Here is a 21,963-nt window from a genome sequence, read left to right as displayed (position 1 = left end):
ATGCTGAACTATATTCTCAAACGGCTGGGGCTGGCGGCGATCACCATCTTTGGCGTGCTGCTGCTGATCTTCGTCGCCGCGCGCGCCTCGGGCGATGTGACGCTGCTCATGCTGCCGCAGGATGCCACGGACGAGATGATCGCCGCCTTCCGCGCCCAGCACGGGCTGGATCAGCCGGTCATCGTGCAGTTCTGGCAGTTCCTCATGGGCATGCTCAGCGGCGATTTCGGCACCTCGTTGCGCTATCAGCGCCCCGCCATCGAAGTGATCCTGCAACGCCTGCCCGCCACGCTGGAGCTGACGCTGTCGGCCTTTGGGCTGGCACTGGTGCTGGGTGTCACGCTGGGCATGCTGTCCGCCTATTGGCGCGGCAGCCTGTTTGACCGGGTGATCCGCGTGGTGGCGATCATGCTGCAATCCATGCCGGGTTTCTGGATCGCGATTATGGCGATCCTCGTGTTTGCCGTGACGCTGGGCTGGCTGCCGACCTCGGGCCGCAGCGGGTTTCTGTCGCTGATCATGCCTGCCGTCACGCTGGCCACGTTCCCGCTGTCGGGCATCCTGCGCATGACGCGCTCGTCGATCCTTGAGACGATTGAAAGCGAATACGTCAAGTTCCTGCGCATCAAGGGCGTGCCCGAAAGCACCATCCTGTGGCGTCACGCCCTGCGCAACGCGCTGATCCCGGTGATCGCGCTGTGCGGCTTGCAGCTGGGCAACCTGATGGGCGGCGCGGTCATCACCGAGACGATCTTCAACTGGCCCGGTCTGGGCAGTCTGATGATCGAGAGTTTCGTCAGCCGTGACTATCCGGTCATTCAGGTTGGCGTGTTGTTCATCGCGACGCTGCTGATCCTGCTCAATCTGGCGGTCGATCTGCTGTTCTGCGTCGTTGACCCGAGGATCCGTTACGCATGAGCTTTGACCAGACCACAATCGAACCGCTGCTGGATGTGACCGACCTTTCGGTGGAAATCGAAGGCCGCGAAGGCCGCACGGTGCGCGCGGCGCGGGGGCTCAGTTTCTCGGTCGGCAAGGGCCGGGTGATGGGCGTCATCGGGGAAAGCGGCAGCGGCAAAAGCATGACCGCGCTGTCGGTGATGCGCCTGCTGCCGCGTGCCGCCAAGGTGACCGGCGGACGGGTGATGTTTCAGGGCGAAGACCTGCTGACCAAATCGCCGCGCGCGATGCGCAGCTTGCGCGGTCGCGCGATTGGCATGATCCTGCAAGATCCGTCGGTCTCTCTCGACCCGCTCTATACCGTGGGCGACCAGATCGACGAGGCGCTGCGCATGCACGCCCGGATGAGCAAAGCCGAGCGCCACGCCCGCGCGGTCGAGCTGCTGACTTCGGTCGGCATCCCCTCGCCCGAGGACCGGCTGGACCAGTACCCGCACGAGATGAGCGGCGGCATGTTGCAGCGTGTGGTAGCGGCGATTGCGATTGCGCTGAACCCGGCGCTTTTGATCGCCGATGAGCCGACAACGGCGCTGGACCCGACGATTCAGGTGCAGGTGCTGGATCTGCTGGCAGGTCTGCGCGACCGGCTAGGCATCTCGATCCTGCTGATCACCCATGACTTCGGCGTGGCCGCGCATATCTGCGACGACATCATGGTGATGTATGCCGGTGAAGTGGTGGAAATGGGCCCGGTGCGCCAGATCTTCGACCGCCCGGCGCATCCCTATACCCGCGCGCTGATGCATTCCTCGGGTGCGCCCGAAGGGGGCAACCGGCTGCCCACTATCGACGGCTCGCCCCCCGATCTGGCCGACCTGCCGCCGGGCTGCGCCTTTGCGCAGCGCTGCCCGATGGTGCAACCACGGTGCCGGGCCGAAGCCCCGCCGCGCCGCGCCCTGACCCCGGACCACAGCGCCGCCTGCTGGCGCAGCGAGGAGATCCCGGCATGAGTGATCTGTTGTTGGAAACCCGCAACCTGAGCAAGCATTTCTTCTTTCGCAAGGGACTGCCCTTTGCACGCTCGAAAAGCGTGATCCGCTCGGTGGATGGCATCAATCTGCAAGTGCGCGCCGGACAAACCTTTGGTCTGGTTGGCGAAAGTGGTTGTGGCAAATCCACCACCGCGCGGCTGCTCTTGCGGCTGATGGAGCCGACCGAGGGCGAGATCCTGTTCGACGGCAAGCCGGTGCATCAGGCGACCGGTGCCGATCTGAACGCGTATCGCAGCAATATCCAGACGGTGTTTCAAGACCCCTATGGCTCGCTCAACCCGCGCATGAAAGTGCGCGAGATCATCGCCGAGCCGATGATCGCCACCGGCCGTTTCTCCACGGCCGAGATGGATCGCCGGGTTGCCGAACTGCTGGAACTGGTCAACCTGAGCCCGCGCATGGCGCAGCAGGGGCCGCACGAGTTTTCCGGCGGTCAGCGCCAGCGGATCGCCATCGCCCGCGCTCTGGCGCTGAACCCGCGTCTGTTGATCCTCGATGAGCCAGTCTCGGCGCTGGATGTTTCCGTGCGCGCGCAGATCCTGAACCTGCTGGCGGATCTGCAGGATGAACTCGGGCTGGCCTATTTCATGATCTCGCACCATCTGGAGCTGGTCGCCAGCATGTGCGACTGGATCGCGGTGATGTATCTGGGCCGCATCGTCGAACAGGGCCCGGCGCGGCAGATCGCCGACAACCCGCGTCACCCCTATACCAAGGCGCTGTTTGCGTCGGCGCTCAAGGTCAATCCGGGGCCGGCCAAGACCGAACACCGCAAGATCGAGGGCGAGGTGCCGTCACCGCTCAACCCGCCCAAAGGCTGCCATTTCCACCCGCGTTGCCCGCTGGCGATGGATGTCTGCCGTCAGGTCGCGCCGCCCAGCGTGCCGGGACCGGACGGGTCCGTGGCCACCTGCCACGCGCTGACGCAAAGCGTCGCGGCTTAACGCGGGTCGGCGGACGGCGCGAGGCCGTCTTGCAAGAATTGGGCGGCGCGCTGGGTGACGGCGCGCTCGCTCGCCACGCGGCTCAGCGAATCGTTGGACACCAGAAACAGCTGCATCAACCGGCCAAACTCGGCGGCATCGTCGCCCAGCACCGCCAGCGCCCGCAGACTGGCCTCGCGCGCCAGTGGCAGCGCGGTTTCCACCAGCGTCCGGCCTTCATCCGTAAGCTGCAGCAAACGGCGGCGGCGGTCGCTGGGATGCGGTGTGCGATCCAGATGTCCCCGGCGCACCAGCTCGGTCACCACCGACGCGGCGGTCGAGCCATCCAGCGCCAGCCAGCGGGCCAGCGCGATCTGCTCCAGCGGCTCGGCCACCTCGACCACGCGCAGCACGCCGTAGCGGCGCGGGGTCAGATTGACCGGCTGGCAGCAGTCGATGAACGCGGCCTCCAGCGTCTGATGCGCCCGCCGCAGCAGAAAACCAAAGGCGGTATACAGACCGAAATGCCCCGGAAAATCCTCGGCAAAGGCGTCTTCGGTGCCGAACTGCACGGTGCCGTCCGGGCGGATCCATTCAGGCGGCGAGGCGGGCACCGTATCGATCAGCCGCTTGAGCAGCGATTGCAGCGTCGCCTCATCCTGGGGCGTGAAGGCGTGCAGCAGCTTGCCCTTGTTAGTCATCGCGAAATCGCGCGCCAGCTGGGTACAGGCCATTCCCGCGCGGGTCGCTGTCACCTCATTGCGGCGGGCATCGCGGGCAGAGCGTTCGCAGCGCAGAAAACCGTGCTGTGCCAGACCGTTGACCACCATGGACGCGGTGGTGCGGTCCACGCCGATACGCCGCGCAAGGGTGATCTGATCAATGCCGGGGCAATCGCAGACAACCACCAGCGAGGACATCTGCGTCGGCGTGATGCCCAGCGATCCCAGATCCTCGACGAACGACGCGTTCGAGATCTGATGCGCGCGCCGGATCATGTAGCCGGGTCGCGTATAGAACGTATCCAGCGTGGCCGCGATGCGCTGCGCTTCGGCATCGACCGGCTCTTGGGTCAGCGCCGCAAGCAGCGTGTCGGCTTTGGCAGTTGCGTTCATCCCGGGCCCTGATCATTCCACGCGCAGTGTCATCTGATGATTTCTCTGTCGATTGGCGGATTTGCCCCCCTATGGCAAGGCTAAAGCTCCTGCCTCGGGCGCTTTGTCGTCGCCTGTGGCCTTGAGGGCAACGGCGCTGCAGCGCGGCAAAGGGCCGTATCTGCCGCTGGATCGCGGGCAGGAACAAATACGGGTCCCGTATATTCATTTCTTGACTCACTAATCCATCAGACATATGACGAATAAGGCCGGTCTGTGGTGCAACGCGTCGCAGAGATCCGGCCCTTGCGGCGGCAGAACAGGGGGCGGGAGACCCTTGCGTCGCACGATCAGCGAATGGGAGGAACACCATGACAGTGAGACGCACCGCCTCTGCGGTGGCGATGGCACTTGGCCTCACGGCCGCCAGCTTTGCCCCCGCTCTTGCCTCGGACGACATGTTCGTCGTGGCGATCAACCACCAGCCCGACACGCTGGACCCGACGATTTCGGTCAACACCGTCATCTCGCGCCCGGTGATGGAAAACATCATTGAACCGATGGTCGGTCTGGATGCCCAGGGCAATCTGGTGCCCGGCGTCCTGTCGTTCGAATACTCGGACGAGGGCCGCATCCTGACGCTCCGCTTGCGCGAAGGCGTGACCTTCCATTCCGGCGATCCGCTGACCGCCGATGACATCATTTTCAGCCACGAACGCACGGCGGAACGCTCGCGTATCTACCAGTCGCGCCTGCGCAATTTCGACCATATCGAGCGCGTCGATGACATGACCGTGCGCATGGTCTTCACCTCGGCCGACGTCACCTTCCTGCCGCCGCGCAACCTGTCGATCGTGTCCAAGGCCTATTTCGACCGCGTGGGTGAGGACGAGTTCGTCTCGCATCCCAACGGGACCGGCCCCTACCGCTTTGTCAGCTACACCCCGGCGCAGGAAATGATCCTTGAGGCCAACCCCGACTACTGGGGCGGTGAGCCTGATGTGAAGAACTTGCGCTTCGTTTTCGCCAGTGAGGACAGCACCCGCGTCGCCATGCTGCGCGCTGGCGAGGCTGACCTGATCCTGAACGTGCCGTTCATGGAGCGCGACCGCCTTGAAGCCGACGGCTTCACCACCGCACAAATCGCGGTCACACCGACGGTTTCGGTGCAATTCACCCTCAATAACCCCGATGTGCCGTGGCATGACGTGCGTGTGCGGCTGGCGGTTGCCCATGCGATTGATGCCGATGGCATCGTCGAGGGGCTGTTCCACGGCGTTCCCGGTCGCCACGCGCGCTTTGCGCCCGGCGAAGTCGGCTACGACGAGACGCTGGAAAACTACAGCTACGATCCGGCGCTGTCGCGGCAGTTGCTGGCCGATGCGGGCTACCCCAACGGCTTTGACATGCCGCTGATCTGGTGGCACGGCGAGAACTCGGGCCTGCGCGAAACGGCCGAGGCGGTGGCGCTGTATCTGCAACAGGTCGGCATCAACACGCAGGTCTCCAGTCTGGACGTGCCCGATTTCGTCGGCCGTCTGCGCGCCGCGACGGCGAACCCGACGACCGAGGATTGGGTCGGCATCACGCCCACCCCGATGGCCGAATATTTCGACCCGACCATCGCACTGGCCTTCACCTATTGGTCCGCCTCGCCGTTCTCGCAATACCGTAACGAGGCGTTTGACGCGCTGGTGGCCCAGGCCGTCCAGACCGTTGATCCCGAGGTTCGCGGCCCGCTGGTGGTTGAGGCAACGCGCATCCTGCACGACGACGTGCCGCAGATCTCGCTGTGGAACAACATGGCCGTCTACGCCATGCGCGACGGGGTCCACTACAACCCGCCGCCGCGCCATCTGGTCCGCGCGATGATCTCTGAAGTGACGCTCGACGACTGATCTGGCGGGCGCCGGGCCTGTCCCGGCGCCCCCCTTGCCATGACGGGGGACTGCAATGAACGAACCGGGTCTGGAATTCGTGTTTGAAGCAACCGGGGGCGTCAGCCCGCCGCAGGTGATCGGTGCGGTGCCCACGGGGCGGCGGCAGGTGATCCCGATCGACGCAGGCGGTCCCTTCGTCGGCCCCGACATCAAGGGCACCATGGTCAGCGGTTTCGACTGGCAGCTGATCCGCGCCGATGGCGTGACCGAAGTTGACGCGATGTATCTGCTGGAAACCGGCGACGGCGTGCGCATCGAGTGCCGCAATCGCGGTGTTCGCCACGGCCCTGCGTCCGTCATGCAACGCATGATGCAGGGGCAAGAGGTTGATCCGGCCGAATATTATTTCCGCACCACCCCCGTCTTCACCGCGCCCGAAGGCCGCTACGACTGGCTCAACCGCAGCGTCTTTGTCTGCACCGGCGCGCGCTATCGCGACGGCGTGAAGGTGCGTTTTTACCGGGTGACCTGATCGCCCCTTGCGGCCCGCGCAGCGCGCGGCCTGACCCCACAGAACAGCGAGACGATCATGCAGGCTTTTCCCAACCATCCCAGCTTTCAGGGCTTCAACAAACCCTCGCGCATGGAGGCCGACGTCAAGGACCTTGAGGTCATCGGCGAGGTTCCCAGCGATCTGGACGGCATCTTCTTCCGCGTTGCGCCGGATGCGCAGTTTCCGCCCAAGCTGGGCAATGACATCCCGTTCAACGGCGACGGCATGGTCTCGTCTTTCCGGTTCAAGAACGGGCGCGTCGATTTCAAGCAGCGCTATGTGCGCACCGACAAGTTCAAGCTGGAACGCGAGGCGGGCAAGGCGCTGTTCGGCGCCTACCGCAACCCGCTGACCGATGACGAAAGCGTCAAGGGCGAATATCGCGGCACCGCCAACACCAACGTCGTGGTGCAGAACAAGAAGCTCTGGGCACTGAAGGAAGACAGCCCGCCGGTGATGATGGATCCCTGGACGCTGGAAACCGAAGGCTACAGCGATCTGGGTGGTCAGATCACCAGCCAGACCTTCACCGCCCACCCGAAATTCGACCCCAATACGGGCGATATGTGCGCCTTTGGCTATGCGGCCAAGGGTCTGATCACCCGCGACATGGTCTATTACGAGATCGACCCGCAGAACAAGATCAAGCACGAGGTTTGGTTCGAGCTGCCCTATTACTGCATGATGCACGACTTTGGCCTGACTGAGGATTACGCCTGTTTCCACGTCGTTCCCATCGTCAGCTCATGGGAGCGTCTGGAAGCCGGGCTGCCGCACTTTGGTTTCGACACCACCAAAGAGGTCTATCTGGGCATCCTGCCGCGTCGCGGTGACGCCAAGGACGTGCGCTGGTTCAAGGCCCCAAACTGCTTTGCCAGCCATGTGATGAATGCCTTCAACGACGGCGAAAAGGTCTATTTCGACGTCCCGATGGCCAAGAACAACGGCTTTCCCTTCTTCCCCGATGTCCACGGGGCCGAGTTCAACCGCGCCGAATCCGCCGCCCGCATGACCCGCTGGTGCGTGGACATGGGCGACAAGTCGGAAAACTTCCATTCGATGGTGCCGCTGTCCGATTTCATCGGTGAATTTCCCCGCATCGACGACCGCTATGCGTCGATGCCCTACCGCCACGGCTATATGCTGGCACAGGATTTCGCGCGCCCGCTGGAACTGCCGAACGGGCGCTCGATGTCGGGCCTGATGACCAACGTGCTGGGCCATATGGACCACGCCACCGGCAAGACCAAAAGCTACTGGACCGGCCCGACCTCGACCCTGCAGGAACCCGCCTTCATCCCCCGCCCCGGCAGCATCAACGAGGGTGACGGCTATCTTGTCGCCATCGAGAACATGCTGGCCGAGCATCGCTCGGATCTGGTGCTGTTCGATGCGCAGCGCGTCGATGAAGGCCCGATTGCCCGTATGCCGCTGGAGCTGCGCCTGCGCGGCGGGTTGCACGGCAACTGGGTGCCCGCCAGCCATCTGCCCGAGGCCCCTGCCGCATGACCACCGGCTACGATGTGATTGTCGTCGGCGCCGGATCGGCGGGCTGCGTGCTCGCCGCCCGCCTGTCCGAAGACCCCGCGCTGCGCGTACTGCTGGTCGAGGCCGGCGGGTCCGAGCGCAGGCCTGTGGTGTCGATGCCGCTGGCGTGGTTCAAGGCGATGAACACGCCCGCGCTGGGCTGGGGCTATGAAACCCAGCCCGAACCCTACGCCGACAACCGCCGCCTGCCCGTGCCGCGCGGCAAGGTGATCGGCGGCTGTTCGTCGATCAATGGCATGATGTATTCGCGCGGCGCGGCCAGCGATTACGACGGCTGGGCGCAAAAGGGCCTGCGCGGCTGGTCTTACGCCGATGTGCTGCCCTATTTCAAACGCTCGGAAAACCATTGGGGCGGCGCGTCGGCGCACCATGGTGCCGGCGGCCCGCTGACGGTCACCGCGCATCAGCCCGACGCTTACGTCCACCCGCGCCTGCAACAGACCGCGCAGGCACTGGGCTATGCGCTGACCGATGATTTCAACGGCGCGCAGCACGAAGGCTTCGCCACGCCTGAATTCAACACGCATCAGGGTCGTCGCGGCTCGACCGCCGCGCGCTTCCTGCGCCCGGCGATGGCGCGCGGCAATCTGACGGTGCTGTCCAAGGCGCTGGTCAGCCGCGTGCTGATCGAAGCGGGCCGCGCGGTGGGGATCGAGGTGCAGGCAGGGGGCGCTGTCCAACGTATCACTGCGGCCCGCGAGGTGGTGCTTTGCGCCGGTGCCTATGGCTCGCCGCAAATCCTGATGCTGTCTGGCATCGGCCCGGCGGATGAGTTGCAGGCGGCGGACATAACACCCCTGCACGACCTTCCCGGCGTCGGGCGCAACCTGCAGGAACACGCCTCGATTGCGCATTTCTATCAGGCCTCGGGCGATTTCACCTTTGACCGTGAGCTGCGGCTTGACCGCATGGCGCGCTCGGTGCTGCGCTGGGCGGCGAATGGCTCTGGCCCCGTCGGCGGCCTGCCCGTTGGATTGCAAGGCTTCGTGCGCACGCGCGAAGGCCTTGAGCGCCCTGACCTGCAACTGCTGATCAGCCCCTTGGCGATGAACAACCATGTCTGGGTGCCGGGCCTGCGCCCCTCTGTCGGTTCGCGCTTCTCGGTCGCCAGCGTGCTGTTGCACCCCGAGAGCCGGGGCTGGGTCAAGCCCGCCTCGAACGATCCCGCCGCCAAGCCGCTGATCCAGTACAATCTGCTTCAGGCCGAGGCCGACCGCGCCGCGTTCCGCCGTTACGTCCGGCTGGTGCGCGATTTCTTCGCCACCGAACCCGCCGCCAGCATGGTCACCCGCGCCATCCTGCCCCCCGACGCGCTGCAATCCGACGCCGAGATCGACGGTTTCGTGCGCGCCGCCGTGCGCACGGCGATGCACCCGACCTCGACCTGCGCGATGGGCAGCGGGCCGGACGCCGTGCTCGACGCCGAGTTGCGTGTGCGCGGTATCGACGGGCTGCGGGTGGCCGATTGCGCCTCGATGCCCGATATTCCCGGTGGCAACACCCAGGCCCCGGCCATCATGATCGCGGAGAAGGCAGCCGATTTGCTGCTGGGCCGCCCCGCCCCCGCCCCTCAACGTATGGAAGACGCATGACCGACCCTTTGGCGCTCACCTATGAGCATGCTTTCGATATCCAGATCAATTTCGACCGCCGCTGGTCCACCGGCCCGATCTATGGCGGTGCTGTGCAGGGCTATACCTCGGTCGGTGAGGGCAGCGTGATCACCGGCCCGTTGCTCAACGGCAAGCTGGTGGACTATTCCGGGGCCGACTGGCCGGTGGTGCGCGCCGATCACGTGGTCGAGCTGAACGCGCATTACATGATCGAGGCCGACGACGGCGCGCTGATCTACATCCGCAATCTGGGCTACGTGCACCGTCCGCTGCGCACGCAGGGACAGGGGCCGGACGAGCCCGCCGATGTGCCCGCCTATTTCCGCTGCACGCCCTATTTCCGCGCGCCCGAGAATGGCCCCCACGCGTGGCTCAACCGCACGGTGATCGTCGGCGTCGCGCAGCGCCGCCCGCAGGTCGATCCGAACGATCCGCCCGACCATTCGCTGTTTCGCTACTACGCCATTCGCTGAGGTGATCCGATGACCCAAGACCCCACCACCCCCCTGCGCGCGGCTCTGGCACAGGCCCCGGTGCAGCAGTTCATCGACGGTGATTTCCGCGCACCCTGCGGCGACGGCCTGATCGACATCCACGACCCCGCCACCGGCGCGCTGCTCTCGCAGGCCTCGGCCGGTGAGGCAGGGGACATTGACGCCGCCGTCATGGCCGCGCGCCAGGCCTTCGACGACGGGCGCTGGTCGGGCCTGCCCCCGCACGACGGCAGGATATGCTGCTGAAACTGGCCGATCTTGTCGCCGCCGATGCCGACGCTTTGGCGCTGACCGAGAGCCTCGATAACGGCATGCCGCTGATGATGGCCAAGATGGGCGGCGTGATGGGCGCTGTCGGCATGCTGCGCTATTTCGCCGGCTGGGCAACCAAGCTGGGCGGCGAGACGATCACGCCGTCATGGCCCGGCGAATGGCTGGGCTACACGCGGCGTGAAGCCGTGGGCGTGGTCGGCGCGATCACGCCGTGGAACTTCCCGCTGGTGATGGCCGTGGGCAAACTGGCCGCCGCACTGGCCGCAGGTTGCACCGTAGTGCTGAAACCCGCCGAACAAGCGCCCCTCTCGGCCATGCGCCTCGCCCGGCTGATCGCCGAGGCAGGCTTTCCGGCGGGTGTGGTCAACATCGTGACCGGCTATGGCCATCAGGCCGGGGCCGCGCTGGTGGCGCATCCCGGCGTGGACAAGATTTCCTTCACCGGCTCCACCCTCGTCGGCCAGCAGATCCTGCGTGAAAGCGCCGCGACCATGAAGCGCGTCACGCTTGAGCTGGGCGGCAAATCCCCCACCTTCATCTTCGGGGATGCGGACCTTGAGCGCGCCATCCCCGCCGCCGCCATGGGCATCTTTGGCAACGCGGGCCAAGTCTGCGCCGCTGGCTCGCGGCTGTTCGTGCACGCCAGCGTCTTTGACCGCGTGGCCGAGGGGCTGACCGCGCGCGCGCAAACCCTGCGCGTCGGGCCGGGCACCGATCCGGCGACCGAGATGGGCCCATTGATCAGCGCCCGCCAGCGCGACCGGGTCGCCAGCTATATCGAAGCCGGGCGCGAGGCGGGCGTGAGCCTGCTGGCCGGTGGCAACACCAAGGGCGATGCGGGCTATTTCATCGAGCCGACGATCCTGCTGGAACCCGGCGCCGATCTGAGCGTCACGCGCGAGGAAATCTTTGGCCCTGTCCTGTGCCTGATGCGCTTTGGCGATGAGGATCTGGACGCCATCGCCGCGCGCGGCAACGATCTCGCAATACGGGCTGTCCTCGGCCATCTGGACCCGTGACATCACCCGTGCGCACAAGCTGGCCAACCGGCTGCGCGCCGGGACCGTGCGCATCAACGGGTCCGGTCCGCCCGATCCGGCGCTGCCGCTGGGCGGCTTCAAGGCCTCGGGCTTTGGGCGTGAGAATGGCCGCGCCGGGCTGGAAATCTATACCGAACTGAAAACCGTCACCGTGGCGCTGAACTGAGGACTGATCATGACCACCATCACCGGTGCACAGGACTACCCGCAGCTCAAGCTGCACATCGATGGCGACTGGCTGGGGGCCGAAGGCCGCCGCAGCTTTGAGGTCCGCCATCCGGCCACGGGTCAGGTGCTGGCCGAACTGCCGCTGGCCAATGCGGCCGATCTGGACCGCGCTTTGGAGTCCGCCGACAAGGGCTTCAAGCTCTGGCGCAGATCGACGCCCGAAGAACGCGCCGCCGTGCTGACCGGGGCTGCGCGCCTGCTGCGCGAGCGCGGCGATGTCATCGCCCGCAACGCCACGCTGGAAGAGGGCAAGACCCTGCAAGAGACCCGCATCGAACTGCATGGCTGCGCCGATCTCTTCGATTTCTACGCCGCCGAGGCCAAGCGCATCTATGGCCGCGTGCTGGTGCGCCCGGATGGCGAGCGGTCCCTGGTGATGAAAGAGCCGGTCGGCCCCGTCGCCGCCTTCGCGCCGTGGAACTTTCCCATCCACAACCCCGGCCGCAAGCTGGGCGCGCCCATCGCGGCGGGCTGTTCGGTGATCCTGAAACCGGCCGAGGAAGCCCCGGCATCCGCCATGGCCGTGGTGCAGGCGTTGCTGGATGCCGGCCTGCCGCGCGGCGTGTGCCAGCTGGTGTTCGGCGTGCCCGATGAGGTCTCGCGCCATCTGCTCGCCTCGCCGGTGATCCGCAAATGCAGCTTCACCGGCTCGACCGTGGTCGGCAAGCACCTGATGAAACTGGCGGCGGATAATGCCCTGCGCACCACGATGGAACTGGGCGGCCACGCGCCGGTGATCGTGTTCGACGATTGCGATTTCGACCGCACCGTCGATCTGCTGGCCATGGCCAAGTCGCGCAATGCCGGGCAGGTCTGCGTCTCACCGACGCGTTTTTATGTGCAGGACGGCATTCACGACCGCTTCGTCGCAGCCCTCAGCCAGCGGCTGGCGGCGATGCGGATCGGCGACGGGCTGGACCCAGCCACACAGATGGGCCCGATGGCCAATGCCCGCCGCCCTGAGGCGGTCGAGGGCCTGCTGGCCGATGCCACCGCCCGCGGCGCGCGGGTGCTGACGGGGGGTGAGCGGATCGGCAATCAGGGCTATTTCTTTCAGCCGACCGTGCTGACCGACCTGTCGCTCGATGCCCGGATCATGAACGAAGAGCCGTTCGGCCCGGTTGTCGCCGCCGCCCGGTTTCAAAGTTTTGATGAGGTCGTCGAGCAAGCCAACCGTTTGCCCTTTGGTTTGGCCGCCTATGCGTTTACCGAGAACGGGCGCATGGCCAACCGGATCGGGGCCGCGCTGGAGGCCGGGATGGTCGGCATCAACGTCACGCGCATGGCCTATGCCGATGCGCCGTTTCAAGGCGTCAAACACTCGGGCCACGGGTCCGAGGATGGCCCCGAAGGACTGGCCGCCTGTCTGGTGGTCAAGAGCATTCACCAACACTGAGAACGGGCTGTAACAGGCCCAAAAGGGAGGACTACCATGAAGATAGACATGCTGATCGCGGGCAAATCCGTGGGCGCCGACAGCGGCAAGACCTTTGATCGCCGCGATCCGGTGACCGGCGACGTTGCCACCACCGCGCCCGCCGCCACCGCCGCCGACGTCCCCGCCATCATCGCCGCCGCGCAAGCCGGGTTCGATGTCTGGTCCAAGACCGGCCCGAACGAGCGCCGCCGCATCTTGAACGCCGCCGCTGACATTCTGGCCTCGAAATCGGCCGAGTTCACCGAACTGATGACCGCCGAGACCGGATCGACCGGGCCGTGGGGCGGGTTCAACGTCTGGTTCGCGTCGGGCATCCTGCGCGAGGCGGCGTCGATCACCACCCAGATCAAGGGCGAGATCATCCCGTCCGACAAGCCGGGCTGCATGGCGATGGGCCAGCGCCGTCCGCATGGCATCTGCCTTGGCATGGCGCCGTGGAACGCGCCGGTCATTCTGGGCGTGCGCGCCGTGGCGGTTGCGCTGGCTTGCGGCAATTCGGTGATCCTGAAGGCGTCCGAGATGTGCCCGGCCACCCACCTGCTGATCGGCACCTGCTTTGCCGAGGCCGGCCTGCCCGCTGGCGTGCTCAACGTCGTCACCAACGCGCCCGAGGATGCCGCCGGTCTGGTCGCAGCCCTGATCGAACATGACGCGGTCAAGCATGTGAACTTCACCGGCTCGACCGGCGTGGGCCGCATCATTGGCCGTCTGGCCGGTGAGAACCTCAAGCCGGTGCTGCTGGAACTGGGCGGCAAAGCCCCGCTGATCGTTCTGGACGACGCCGATCTGGACGGCGCGGTGAATGCTGCCGTGTTCGGGTCGTTCATGAACCAGGGCCAGATCTGCATGTCGACCGAGCGGATCATCGTTGACGAGAAGATCGCCGACGCCTTCGTCGCCAAACTGGCCGAACGGGCCGCCGCCCTGCCGGTCGGCAACCCGCGCGGTCAGGTGGCGCTGGGTTCGCTGATCACCCAGGGCGCGGCGGAAAAGATCGATGCGCTGGTCGCTGACGCTGTGGCCAAGGGCGGCAAGCTGCTGGCCGGTGGCAAGCGTGACGGGGCGATCGTTCCCGCCGGTGTCATCGACGGCGTGACCTCGGAAATGCGCATCTACCGCGAGGAAAGCTTTGGCCCGGTCAAGTCGGTGATCCGCGTCAAGGGCGACGACGAAGCGGTGCGCGTGGCCAATGACACCGAATACGGTCTGTCCTCGGCCGTGCACTCGCGCGATCTGAAGCGCGCCATGGCGGTGGCTGAACGGGTCGAGAGCGGCATCTGCCACATCAACGGCCCGACCGTGTCGGACGAGGCGCAGATGCCCTTTGGCGGCGTGAAAGCCTCGGGTCACGGGCGTTTTGGCGGCAATGACGGCATCACCGAGTTCACCCAGATGCGCTGGATCACCATCGAAGATCCGCACCAGCACTACCCGATCTGATCGGACAGGCACGGCAGGTCGCGCCCCGGCGCGGCTTGCCTGTTGGTGGCACCCCTCGGGTGCAGAAAGGGCGGCCAGAAGCCGCCCTTTCGCTTGTCTGACGCGTTCCCCCGCCAACCCGGGGGCCGCGCCGGATCAATCCTTCTTGATCGTCTTGTCGTAGTACGGCACCGGCGCGATGGTGGCGCGGATCTCGGTCAGTTCGTGCTCTTCCACCGTGCTGCGGCGGCTGTCCGGCTCGCCCCAGAGCAGCGTCACTTCATTGCCGACCACGGCATGCTCGATGTCCATCAGCGCCGTCGACAGAACCGCCCCGGCGTTCGACGAATATGACATCCAGTTCGACACACCGACCGGCTTGCCGCCCGAGAGCACCTGATCCGCCTGAAACGACGAATACATCGGCACTGGCAGCGAGATGAACTTGGTGCGCGGCCCGTCGGTGCGCAGCGAATTCTTCAGCACGCGGAACACATCGTCATTGTTCCAGATCAGCGTCATCTTGCGGCGCTTCTGGTTCAGCTTCAGCTCTTCCAGCGCGGCCCGACCGATGAAATCGTGGTCAAAGTTCACCAGACTGCCGTAGCCGACCTCATAAGGCTCGACATAATAGTCGGCGATCTTGTCCGAGATATAGCTTCCCCCCAGCGAGCCCGCGGCCTCGAACGACTGGGCCGGGATCCACGCCCGATACTCGGCCATGTCGTCGGTTTCATAGATTGCGGGCAACGGGCGGGGCATCCAGCCGCTTTCCTGCGCGGCGGTGCCATAGGTGACCGAGCCTGCCTTGCGCAGCTTGTATTTCGCGCCGACACGCTCGACCGCTTCACGCACCGCCGCCTGATCGGCCCAGTCCCCGTACACCTCAAAGCCCGGCGTCCCGGCCATGCCGTGCCGCACGGCGCGCACGTCGCGGCCAGCGATCTTGAAGGCGCCCATATGGAAGAACTTGATGTCCGGCAGCGTGCCGTCGGTCACTTCCTGCATCAGGGGCAGCGCGTTGGGGCCCTGGACCTGAAAGCGGAACACATCACGGCGGGCGCGCGGGCGGATGAAGTTCTCGTCGCGGGTGGTGGTGACGTTCAGGTCGGTCTTGGTTGCGTTGAACTCGACCCAATTCGCCGCCGTGGGCGGGCCGACGACGCGCATGAAATCGTCTTCCTCACGGAACACCACCGCATCCGAGATCATCCTTCCATCGGGGCCGCACATCACCACCTGCTTGGCGCGCATGGTGGTGAAATTGTCGTGACGGTTGGTAGACAGGCGCGACATGAATTCCAGCGCATCGGCACCGCGCACATACACTTCGGTCATGTGATAGGTCTGCTCCAGCAACGCGACGCTGTCTTTCCACGCACGCTGTTCGTCGCGCCAGTTGGTGAATTCGGCCGGGATGCCCGGAAAGATCGTGGTGCCCAGCTGCGACGAGCGCAGCAGGTTGATCGCGCCGCCTGCCGTGTCGAGCGCGTCTTGCAGTGTCGCCGGGGCGAAGGTTTGGGGTTTGTTCATCGGATCCTCCCTGGTGTCTGATGGTGCGCGGCTTTCTGGCCCGGCGCGGTCTGCTATTTCGCAATGCGAAAATTCTTGCTTACAACGAAAAGTACGGAGCGGTTCAGGCTCCGTCAAGCCTGTTCGCGTGATGATGGCCGTAAATTTCGCGCTTAGTCGCCCAGCACCGCGCGCAGCGTGGGATAGCGCCCCAGCTGCAACGCAATCGACGAGGCTACGGCGCGCAGCTCATGCAGGCGCTCGCTGACCAGCGCCTCGGGCGCGACCATGCCGCTGTAGCCTGAACTGTTGATCGCGGCGACGGTGCGGCCCTCTTCGTTGACGATGGGCACGGCGATGGCGGTGATGCCATAATCCAGCTGATCCACCGTCGCCGCATAGCCCTGCTCGCGCACGCGCAGGATCTCATCCCGCAGCGCGTCCTTGTCGATCAACGTCCGCGAGGTCAGCGGCACCGGGGAGAGGGTCTCAAGCCACTGGTCCAGCCGATCATCGGGCAACCCGGCCAACACCACGCGGCCAATCGAGGTGGCAAAGGCCGGATAGCTGGCCCCGACCACCGCCGAGGCGCGCCGGGCACGTTGTTGCGAGTAATGGGCAACGTAGATGACATTGTGATCGTTCAGGGTCCCGACCGAAGCGGCATCGCCAAACGTCTCGACCAGACGGCGCAGGTCGGGCAGGATGATCTCGTCCACCCGCGTGGCGAAATAGAACGACGAGCCCAGCGCCATCACCTTGGGCTTGAGGTGAAAACGCTTGGCATTCTGGCCGACATAGCCCAGCTCGATCAGCGTTATCAGACCCCGCCGCGCCGCCGCTGGCGAAACGTCCACCCGGCGCGCGACCTCGGACAGCGTCATTTCACTGTGGCTGGCATCGAAGCTCTCAAGGATCGCGATGCCCTTGGCCAGAGCTTCGACAAAGCCCGCCGGTCTGTTTTCGTCATCGCTCACAGCGTCTTAACCCTCTGGTGCCAGCACAAAGTCGAATTCGATCACGGCATCGGGCTTCTTGTCCAGCGTGTAGCCCAGCTTGTCGATATCCTTGGCCGGTTTCAGATCGGCAATCAGCGACTGACGGACGCCGAACACCGCGTCATTATCCAGATATTCGGTGTTCTTGAAGAAGATCTCGGTGGTGATCCCGGCCATACCCGGCGCAGTCACGATGAAATGCATATGCGGCGCGCGCCAGGCGTGGCGGGTGCCCGCGCGCAGCAACACACCGACCGGGCCGTCATAGGGCACGGTATAGGGCTTGGGCAGCACGGTGGTGTAATAGTAACGCCCGTTCTCATCGCAGGTGAACTTGCCACGCAGGTCGTATTTGTCCTGATCGACCTCCTGAATCGGATAGGTGCCCGTGGCATCCGCCTGCCAGGTGTCGATGGTCGCGCCCGGCAGCGGGTGGTGCAGCGTGTTGCTCACCTTGCCATGCACCAGCACCGTCACCCCGTCGCGCTCATCCGCCAGATTGCCGCCCAGTTGCTTGACCGGCGCGTTGTCCAGATAGAACGGCCCCAGGTTCGACCCCTCGGTCGCGCCGCCCTTGGTGTTGATCATGTCAACGAGCGAGGACCAGCCCAACACGTCGGACAGCAGGATGAACTCGTGGCGCTCGGGCGTCGAGATCTTGCCGCAGTCATAGAGGAAGTTGAGCACCCCCATCCATTCCTCATGGGTGACGTTCTGCTCGCGGGTGAAGTCGTGCAGATGCTCGACCAGACCGTGCAGCAGGGATTCAAACCGGCTGCCCGGCTCGGTCTTGAACGACTCCTTCACCGCCTGGGTGATGGTGAATTGGTTGATATCTTTCACGGCGTCCTCTCCCTGTCCCGTACGTCCGACCATGGCCGAACAAAGTGGCTTGACGAAGCCTAATCTGCGCCCGTAGTCTTCGGCAAGAGAAAAAAGTTTCGCAATACGAAAAGAATGACATGCGCATTGGAAAACAAACCGACGCCTATACGGCGATCGCCACATCGGACGCCCATTCGATCACGGTGCGCGGCCGCGATCTGTGCCATGACCTGATCGGCAAGATCGGTTTCACCGACTTCTTCTGGCTGCTGGTGGTCGGTGAAATGCCCACCAGCGCCCAAAGCAAGATGCTGGACGCCTGTCTGGTCTCTATCGCAGAACACGGGCTGGTGCCCAGCGTGCAAGCGGCCCGCATGACCTTGGCGGCAGGGCCGGAATCGTGGCAAGGCGCGATGGCGGCGGGGCTTCTGGGGATGGGCACGGTGGTGGCCGGGTCGACCGAAACGGCGGGGCGGTTCCTGCATGAGGTGCTGACCGGCGCGACCGACGGCGATATTGCCGCCTCGGCGCAGGATCACGTCACGCAGCTGAAGATCGAGCGCAAGAAAGTGCCCGGCCTTGGCCATCCGCAACACGCCGAAGGCGATCCGCGCGCGCTGCGTCTGCTGGAACTTTGCGATGAGCTGGGCCTGTCGGGCCGCTATGTCGAAACCCTGCGTGTGCTGGGCGAGCAAGCCCCCGGCATCATGCACCGCCCGCTGCCGGTCAATGTCTCGGGCGCGATTCCGGCGGTGATTCTGGATGCGGGCTGGCCGCTTGAGGCGCTCAAAGCCGTGCCGCTGCTGGCGCGCGCGGCGGGACTGTCGGCGCATCTGTATGAGGAAAGCCTGCGCTCGATTGGCTTCATCATGTCCAACCATGCCGATCTGGCGATCTCGTATGACGGTGAACGCTCTGGCCGCGAAGAGCAGGAGCCCGGCGCATGAAGATCCTGCAGAATATCCGCGTCATCGAGCTGGGCACCTATATCACTGGCCCCGCCGCGGCGATGCATCTGGCCGATCTGGGTGCGGATGTGATCAAGGTCGAGCTGCCGGGCTCGGGCGATCCGTTCCGCGCGTTCAAGGGCGGGCTCTATTCGCCGCATTACCAGACCTATAACCGCAACAAACGCTCCATCGCGCTGGACACGCGCGGCGAGGAAGATCGCAAGACCCTGCACGCGCTGATCGCCACGGCGGATGTGTTCATCCAGAACTTCCGCCCCGGCGTCGCTGAGAAACTGGGCGCCGGTGAGGCTGAGCTGCGGGCGATCAACCCCGGCCTGATCTATTGCGCGATCTCGGGGTTCGGCCCCTCAGGCCCGGCGATGAACCGCCCCACGTTCGATTCCGTCGCGCAGGCCGCTGCCGGGTATCTGCGTCTGCTGACCCCGCCGGAAAACCCCCGCGTGATCGGCCCGGCAATCGCCGATTCCGTCACCGGCCAATACGCTGCGATGGCAATTCTGGCGGCGCTGGTCGAGCGCAAGGAAAGCAGCCAAGGGCGGCGCATCGACATCTCGATGCTCGAAGCGATGTGCCACTTCAATCTGGACAGCTTCACCCATTATTACAGCGCCGGTGAGGTCATGGGGCCGCTGTCGCGCCCTGTCGTCTCGCAGAGCTATACATTTGAGTGTCTGGACGGCAAATGGATCGCGTTCCACCTGTCGTCACCGGTCAAGTTCTGGGAGGGGCTGCTGGAAGCCACCGGCCTGCAGGCGCTGAACGATGACCCGCGCTTTGCCGAACGGCCCGCCCGGATTGATCATCAGGATGAGCTGATCGCGGCCTTCGCCCCGGTCTTTGCCACCAGAACACGCGATGCGTGGTGCGCAGCACTGGAAGCTGCGGGCGTGCCCTATTCCGCGGCTTACGACAGCGACGAAGCGCTGGAAGATCCGCAGGCGCGGCATCTGGGGATCAAGGTGGAGGTGCCCGGCGTCATGGCCGACACCTTCACCACCGTGCGCGCGCCCTACAATTTCGACGGTCAGGCAGAAACCGATCTGCTGCCACCGCCGATCCTTGATGCCCATGGCGACGAGATCCGCGCCGAACTGAAGGCGCGGCGCGGCTGACAGGCCCGCCGTGAGGGAGGAAAACACATGACCACCGACGTTCTGAAAGTCACCCTGCTGGGCACCGGCATTCCCAACCCCAGCATCCACGCCTTTGGCACCTCAACCCTGATCGAAGCGGGCGATCAACGCGTGTTGCTCGACTGTGGCCGGGGTGCGGTGATCCGCATGTCGCAGCTGGGGATCCCGGTCGGCTATGTCGACACGGTGATCCTGTCGCATTACCACTCGGACCACTACTCGGGCCTGTTCGATCTCTTGATGTCGGGCACCATCCCGCAAGGCTGGGCCGGGCGCGGCAAGCCGCTGACGGTCTATGGCCCCGCCGGGATCGAGCATATCGCCGAGGGTGCATGGATCGTCACCAAGCCGGACCGCGACATCCGGGTGAATGACAACGAGATCGACGCCGAACACATGCGGATCATCCCGCATCAATATGAAGAAGGCATCGTCTTTGACATAGGCGGGCTGAAGATCATCGCCATTCTGGTGGATCATGGCGACAACATCCCTTCGGCTTACGGGTTCCGGGTTGAGTACAAGGGCCACGTCTTCGTCCACTCGCACGACACCCGCTATAACGAGAACCTGATCTCGCAGGCGCATGGCGCGGATGTGTTCGTGCACGAGGTCGCCGCCGCGCGCGCCTCGACGCTGGCCAGCCACCCCAAGGTGAAGGTCGCGATTGACCACCATGCCTCGCCGTCCGAGGTGGGCCGCGTCTTTGCTCAGACCAGACCGCGTCTGGCGATGCTCACCCATCTGGCGCTGCTGCCGCCCGATCCGCTGCCGATGGACGATCTGCTGGACCAGCTGGCCGCCGAATACGACGGCACCGTGCTGATCGCCGAGGATCTGATGACCATCCGCATCGGGCGCAACATCTCGATCGAGCCGTATCGCCACCCGGCCCGATAGCAACCACAGACCCGGCGCGCGAGGAGGTGCGCCGGGTCGTTTTCGTTCGACGGCAGCGAAGGCGGGCAACAGACCCCGACCCCGCTGCCGATAACCACCAATGGGAGGACACCATGAAGACATTAGCCACGCTTGCAGCCTTTGGGCTGGGCGCTTTCGCGACCGGCGCCGCGGCGCAAGAGAACCTGACCGCGATGACCTCGACGCCCGGCGTCGCGGTCCATCTGACCGTCGCGCATCTGGCCGAGGTCGCCTCGCAGCGCGGCATCGCCGACATCCAGATCACGCTGGGCCAGACCGGCGCGAATGCGACGCTGGCCGTCGCCGAAGGGCGCACCGATATCGGCATCTGCCCGTTCATCATTCCCTTCCTGATGTCGCGCGGGGTTGGCCCCTTTGCCGATCTGGGCGCCGAGCGGGGCGCGGAATTGGCAGGCTCGCTGCGCGTGCTCTACCCGTATTCGTTCGGCGCTTACGTGCTTTACGGCTATGAAAGCGCGGGCGTGACCGGCTGGGACGATCTGGCTGGCCGCCGCGTGCTGGACGGCCCGCCCCGGGGTGCCGCCACCAGCGAAGCCCGCTCGACGATTCAGGTGATGACCGGGCTCGAGGCCGGTGCCGGATTCACCGCTGTTGAAAGCGACTGGTCGCAGATGGCCACCACGATCACCGAAGGCTCGGTCGATGTGGCGTTGCTGCCGGAATACATCCCCTCGGACCGCCCGCTTCAGGCGCTGTCGGCCGGGCGGATGAACTTCTACTCGATCCCGGTCGCGCAGTTTGAAAGCGAGAGCATGCAGCGTCTGCTGACCTCGCCCGGTTCGGCGCCGTTCATCCTGACTGCCGAACAAATGGCCGCGCTGGGTGAGAATGCGACCATCGTGTCCGAAGATGGCCTGTTCCGCACCCGGGGTTCGGTCGGCGGCAATTGCGTGAACGAGTCGATGAGCGAAGAGCTGGCCTACCAGCTGACCCGCGCGCATATCGAAACGCTGAGCGATATCTACGAAAAGGCGCTCTATGCCCGCAACGTCGGGTTCGAGAACCTCGATCCGGTTGCCTCGGGCATGTGCGGGCTGAACCCGGTAACCTATCACCCCGGTGCCGTACGCGCGTGGGAAGAAGCGGGTTACACTGTGCCCGAGTGCGCGCAGTAACACCAACCGGGC

21 protein-coding genes are annotated in these 21,963 nt (G+C 65.1%); 17 read left to right on the top strand and 4 right to left on the bottom strand.

Features of this window, described 5'->3' with window-relative positions; genetic code table 11:
* From OKW52_RS03870 to OKW52_RS03860, 3 genes are read left to right on the top strand one after another with little or no spacing between them, the layout of a single operon-like run.
* Nucleotides 1–918, top strand: a complete 918-nt coding sequence (locus OKW52_RS03870; RefSeq protein WP_264504535.1) for an ABC transporter permease — start codon at nucleotides 1–3, stop codon at nucleotides 916–918.
* A complete protein-coding gene (locus tag OKW52_RS03865; RefSeq protein ID WP_264504534.1) occupies nucleotides 915–1,910 on the top strand; it encodes an ABC transporter ATP-binding protein in 996 nt (331 codons plus the stop codon). Before OKW52_RS03870 ends, OKW52_RS03865 begins: the two co-directional genes overlap by 4 nt.
* Nucleotides 1,907–2,896, top strand: coding sequence for an ABC transporter ATP-binding protein (locus OKW52_RS03860; protein ID WP_264504533.1), 990 nt, complete (start codon nucleotides 1,907–1,909; stop codon nucleotides 2,894–2,896). The genes OKW52_RS03865 and OKW52_RS03860 overlap by 4 nt, the downstream gene beginning before the upstream one ends.
* Here OKW52_RS03860 and OKW52_RS03855 read toward each other — a convergent pair.
* Nucleotides 2,893–3,990, bottom strand: coding sequence for a MarR family winged helix-turn-helix transcriptional regulator (locus OKW52_RS03855; protein WP_264504532.1), 1,098 nt, complete (start codon nucleotides 3,988–3,990; stop codon nucleotides 2,893–2,895). The genes OKW52_RS03860 and OKW52_RS03855 overlap by 4 nt on opposite strands.
* Before the next feature lie 350 nt (nucleotides 3,991–4,340).
* Here OKW52_RS03855 and OKW52_RS03850 point away from each other — a divergent pair, with 350 nt between their 5' ends.
* The 10 genes from OKW52_RS03850 to OKW52_RS03805 are packed head-to-tail and all read left to right on the top strand — an operon-like array spanning nucleotide 4,341 to nucleotide 14,476.
* Nucleotides 4,341–5,867, top strand: coding sequence for an ABC transporter substrate-binding protein (locus OKW52_RS03850; RefSeq protein ID WP_264504531.1), 1,527 nt, complete (start codon nucleotides 4,341–4,343; stop codon nucleotides 5,865–5,867).
* A 55-nt stretch (nucleotides 5,868–5,922) separates the two neighbouring features.
* Entirely contained in the window at nucleotides 5,923–6,381 is a 459-nt protein-coding gene (locus OKW52_RS03845; RefSeq protein WP_264504530.1) for a DUF3237 domain-containing protein, read from the top strand.
* Nucleotides 6,382–6,438: 57 nt separating this feature from the next.
* Entirely contained in the window at nucleotides 6,439–7,911 is a 1,473-nt protein-coding gene (locus OKW52_RS03840) for a carotenoid oxygenase family protein (protein WP_264504529.1), read from the top strand.
* Nucleotides 7,908–9,542, top strand: a complete 1,635-nt coding sequence (locus tag OKW52_RS03835) for a GMC family oxidoreductase (protein ID WP_264504528.1) — start codon at nucleotides 7,908–7,910, stop codon at nucleotides 9,540–9,542. Before OKW52_RS03840 ends, OKW52_RS03835 begins: the two co-directional genes overlap by 4 nt.
* Complete coding sequence (locus OKW52_RS03830) at nucleotides 9,539–10,036, top strand: DUF3237 domain-containing protein (protein WP_127106697.1); 498 nt, start codon at nucleotides 9,539–9,541, stop codon at nucleotides 10,034–10,036. The genes OKW52_RS03835 and OKW52_RS03830 overlap by 4 nt, the downstream gene beginning before the upstream one ends.
* Before the next feature lie 9 nt (nucleotides 10,037–10,045).
* Nucleotides 10,046–10,303 (top strand): hypothetical protein, encoded by a 258-nt coding sequence (locus tag OKW52_RS03825; RefSeq protein WP_264504527.1) that lies wholly within the window; start codon nucleotides 10,046–10,048, stop codon nucleotides 10,301–10,303.
* Nucleotides 10,294–11,349, top strand: a complete 1,056-nt coding sequence (locus tag OKW52_RS03820; RefSeq protein ID WP_264504526.1) for an aldehyde dehydrogenase family protein — start codon at nucleotides 10,294–10,296, stop codon at nucleotides 11,347–11,349. Before OKW52_RS03825 ends, OKW52_RS03820 begins: the two co-directional genes overlap by 10 nt.
* Nucleotides 11,273–11,536 carry an aldehyde dehydrogenase family protein gene (locus tag OKW52_RS03815; RefSeq protein ID WP_264504525.1) on the top strand — a complete coding sequence of 88 codons (264 nt, stop codon included), beginning with the start codon at nucleotides 11,273–11,275 and terminating at the stop codon, nucleotides 11,534–11,536. Before OKW52_RS03820 ends, OKW52_RS03815 begins: the two co-directional genes overlap by 77 nt.
* A gap of 9 nt (nucleotides 11,537–11,545) precedes the next feature.
* The gene (locus OKW52_RS03810; protein WP_264504524.1) at nucleotides 11,546–12,994 is read left to right on the top strand and encodes an NAD-dependent succinate-semialdehyde dehydrogenase; all 1,449 of its coding nucleotides are present in this window, start codon (nucleotides 11,546–11,548) and stop codon (nucleotides 12,992–12,994) included.
* A gap of 36 nt (nucleotides 12,995–13,030) precedes the next feature.
* Nucleotides 13,031–14,476, top strand: a complete 1,446-nt coding sequence (locus OKW52_RS03805) for an aldehyde dehydrogenase (protein ID WP_264504523.1) — start codon at nucleotides 13,031–13,033, stop codon at nucleotides 14,474–14,476.
* 135 nt (nucleotides 14,477–14,611) lie between these two features.
* On the opposite strand, the gene OKW52_RS03800 is transcribed toward OKW52_RS03805, so the two are convergent.
* From OKW52_RS03800 to OKW52_RS03790, 3 genes are all read right to left on the bottom strand, one after another.
* Nucleotides 14,612–15,988: an aminomethyl transferase family protein gene (locus OKW52_RS03800; protein WP_264504522.1), complete on the bottom strand. Its 1,377-nt coding sequence runs from the start codon at nucleotides 15,986–15,988 to the stop codon at nucleotides 14,612–14,614.
* A 152-nt stretch (nucleotides 15,989–16,140) separates the two neighbouring features.
* Nucleotides 16,141–16,944 carry an IclR family transcriptional regulator domain-containing protein gene (locus tag OKW52_RS03795; protein WP_264504521.1) on the bottom strand — a complete coding sequence of 268 codons (804 nt, stop codon included), beginning with the start codon at nucleotides 16,942–16,944 and terminating at the stop codon, nucleotides 16,141–16,143.
* Between the two features lie 6 nt (nucleotides 16,945–16,950).
* Nucleotides 16,951–17,808: a dioxygenase family protein gene (locus tag OKW52_RS03790; RefSeq protein WP_264504520.1), complete on the bottom strand. Its 858-nt coding sequence runs from the start codon at nucleotides 17,806–17,808 to the stop codon at nucleotides 16,951–16,953.
* A 119-nt stretch (nucleotides 17,809–17,927) separates the two neighbouring features.
* Here OKW52_RS03790 and OKW52_RS03785 point away from each other — a divergent pair, with 119 nt between their 5' ends.
* The 4 genes from OKW52_RS03785 to OKW52_RS03770 all read left to right on the top strand — a co-directional run bounded on the left by OKW52_RS03785 (nucleotide 17,928) and on the right by OKW52_RS03770 (nucleotide 21,951).
* Complete coding sequence (locus OKW52_RS03785; protein ID WP_264504519.1) at nucleotides 17,928–18,737, top strand: citryl-CoA lyase; 810 nt, start codon at nucleotides 17,928–17,930, stop codon at nucleotides 18,735–18,737.
* Nucleotides 18,734–19,873: a CaiB/BaiF CoA transferase family protein gene (locus tag OKW52_RS03780; RefSeq protein WP_264504518.1), complete on the top strand. Its 1,140-nt coding sequence runs from the start codon at nucleotides 18,734–18,736 to the stop codon at nucleotides 19,871–19,873. The genes OKW52_RS03785 and OKW52_RS03780 overlap by 4 nt, the downstream gene beginning before the upstream one ends.
* Nucleotides 19,874–19,900: 27 nt before the next feature.
* Entirely contained in the window at nucleotides 19,901–20,794 is an 894-nt protein-coding gene (locus OKW52_RS03775) for an MBL fold metallo-hydrolase (protein WP_264504517.1), read from the top strand.
* A gap of 113 nt (nucleotides 20,795–20,907) precedes the next feature.
* Complete coding sequence (locus OKW52_RS03770) at nucleotides 20,908–21,951, top strand: TAXI family TRAP transporter solute-binding subunit (RefSeq protein WP_264504516.1); 1,044 nt, start codon at nucleotides 20,908–20,910, stop codon at nucleotides 21,949–21,951.
* The last annotated feature ends 12 nt before the right edge of the window (nucleotides 21,952–21,963 follow it).

The sequence above is a fragment of the Pararhodobacter zhoushanensis genome (assembly GCF_025949695.1).
GTDB classification, from domain to species: domain Bacteria; phylum Pseudomonadota; class Alphaproteobacteria; order Rhodobacterales; family Rhodobacteraceae; genus Pararhodobacter; species Pararhodobacter zhoushanensis_A.
This window is presented reverse-complemented; position numbering and strand designations above follow the sequence as displayed.

Coding starts and splice junctions, on each gene's coding strand:
- OKW52_RS03825 (WP_264504527.1), top strand. CDS start 10,046: ATGACCCAAGACCCCACCACCCCCCTGCGCGCGGCTCTGGCACAGGCC.
- OKW52_RS03820 (WP_264504526.1), top strand. CDS start 10,294: ATGCTGCTGAAACTGGCCGATCTTGTCGCCGCCGATGCCGACGCTTTG.
- OKW52_RS03785 (WP_264504519.1), top strand. CDS start 17,928: ATGCGCATTGGAAAACAAACCGACGCCTATACGGCGATCGCCACATCG.
- OKW52_RS03810 (WP_264504524.1), top strand. CDS start 11,546: ATGACCACCATCACCGGTGCACAGGACTACCCGCAGCTCAAGCTGCAC.
- OKW52_RS03865 (WP_264504534.1), top strand. CDS start 915: ATGAGCTTTGACCAGACCACAATCGAACCGCTGCTGGATGTGACCGAC.
- OKW52_RS03840 (WP_264504529.1), top strand. CDS start 6,439: ATGCAGGCTTTTCCCAACCATCCCAGCTTTCAGGGCTTCAACAAACCC.
- OKW52_RS03830 (WP_127106697.1), top strand. CDS start 9,539: ATGACCGACCCTTTGGCGCTCACCTATGAGCATGCTTTCGATATCCAG.
- OKW52_RS03800 (WP_264504522.1), bottom strand. CDS start 15,988: ATGAACAAACCCCAAACCTTCGCCCCGGCGACACTGCAAGACGCGCTC.
- OKW52_RS03850 (WP_264504531.1), top strand. CDS start 4,341: ATGACAGTGAGACGCACCGCCTCTGCGGTGGCGATGGCACTTGGCCTC.
- OKW52_RS03770 (WP_264504516.1), top strand. CDS start 20,908: ATGAAGACATTAGCCACGCTTGCAGCCTTTGGGCTGGGCGCTTTCGCG.
- OKW52_RS03780 (WP_264504518.1), top strand. CDS start 18,734: ATGAAGATCCTGCAGAATATCCGCGTCATCGAGCTGGGCACCTATATC.
- OKW52_RS03870 (WP_264504535.1), top strand. CDS start 1: ATGCTGAACTATATTCTCAAACGGCTGGGGCTGGCGGCGATCACCATC.
- OKW52_RS03855 (WP_264504532.1), bottom strand. CDS start 3,990: ATGAACGCAACTGCCAAAGCCGACACGCTGCTTGCGGCGCTGACCCAA.
- OKW52_RS03860 (WP_264504533.1), top strand. CDS start 1,907: ATGAGTGATCTGTTGTTGGAAACCCGCAACCTGAGCAAGCATTTCTTC.
- OKW52_RS03815 (WP_264504525.1), top strand. CDS start 11,273: ATGAGGATCTGGACGCCATCGCCGCGCGCGGCAACGATCTCGCAATAC.
- OKW52_RS03775 (WP_264504517.1), top strand. CDS start 19,901: ATGACCACCGACGTTCTGAAAGTCACCCTGCTGGGCACCGGCATTCCC.
- OKW52_RS03845 (WP_264504530.1), top strand. CDS start 5,923: ATGAACGAACCGGGTCTGGAATTCGTGTTTGAAGCAACCGGGGGCGTC.
- OKW52_RS03835 (WP_264504528.1), top strand. CDS start 7,908: ATGACCACCGGCTACGATGTGATTGTCGTCGGCGCCGGATCGGCGGGC.
- OKW52_RS03805 (WP_264504523.1), top strand. CDS start 13,031: ATGAAGATAGACATGCTGATCGCGGGCAAATCCGTGGGCGCCGACAGC.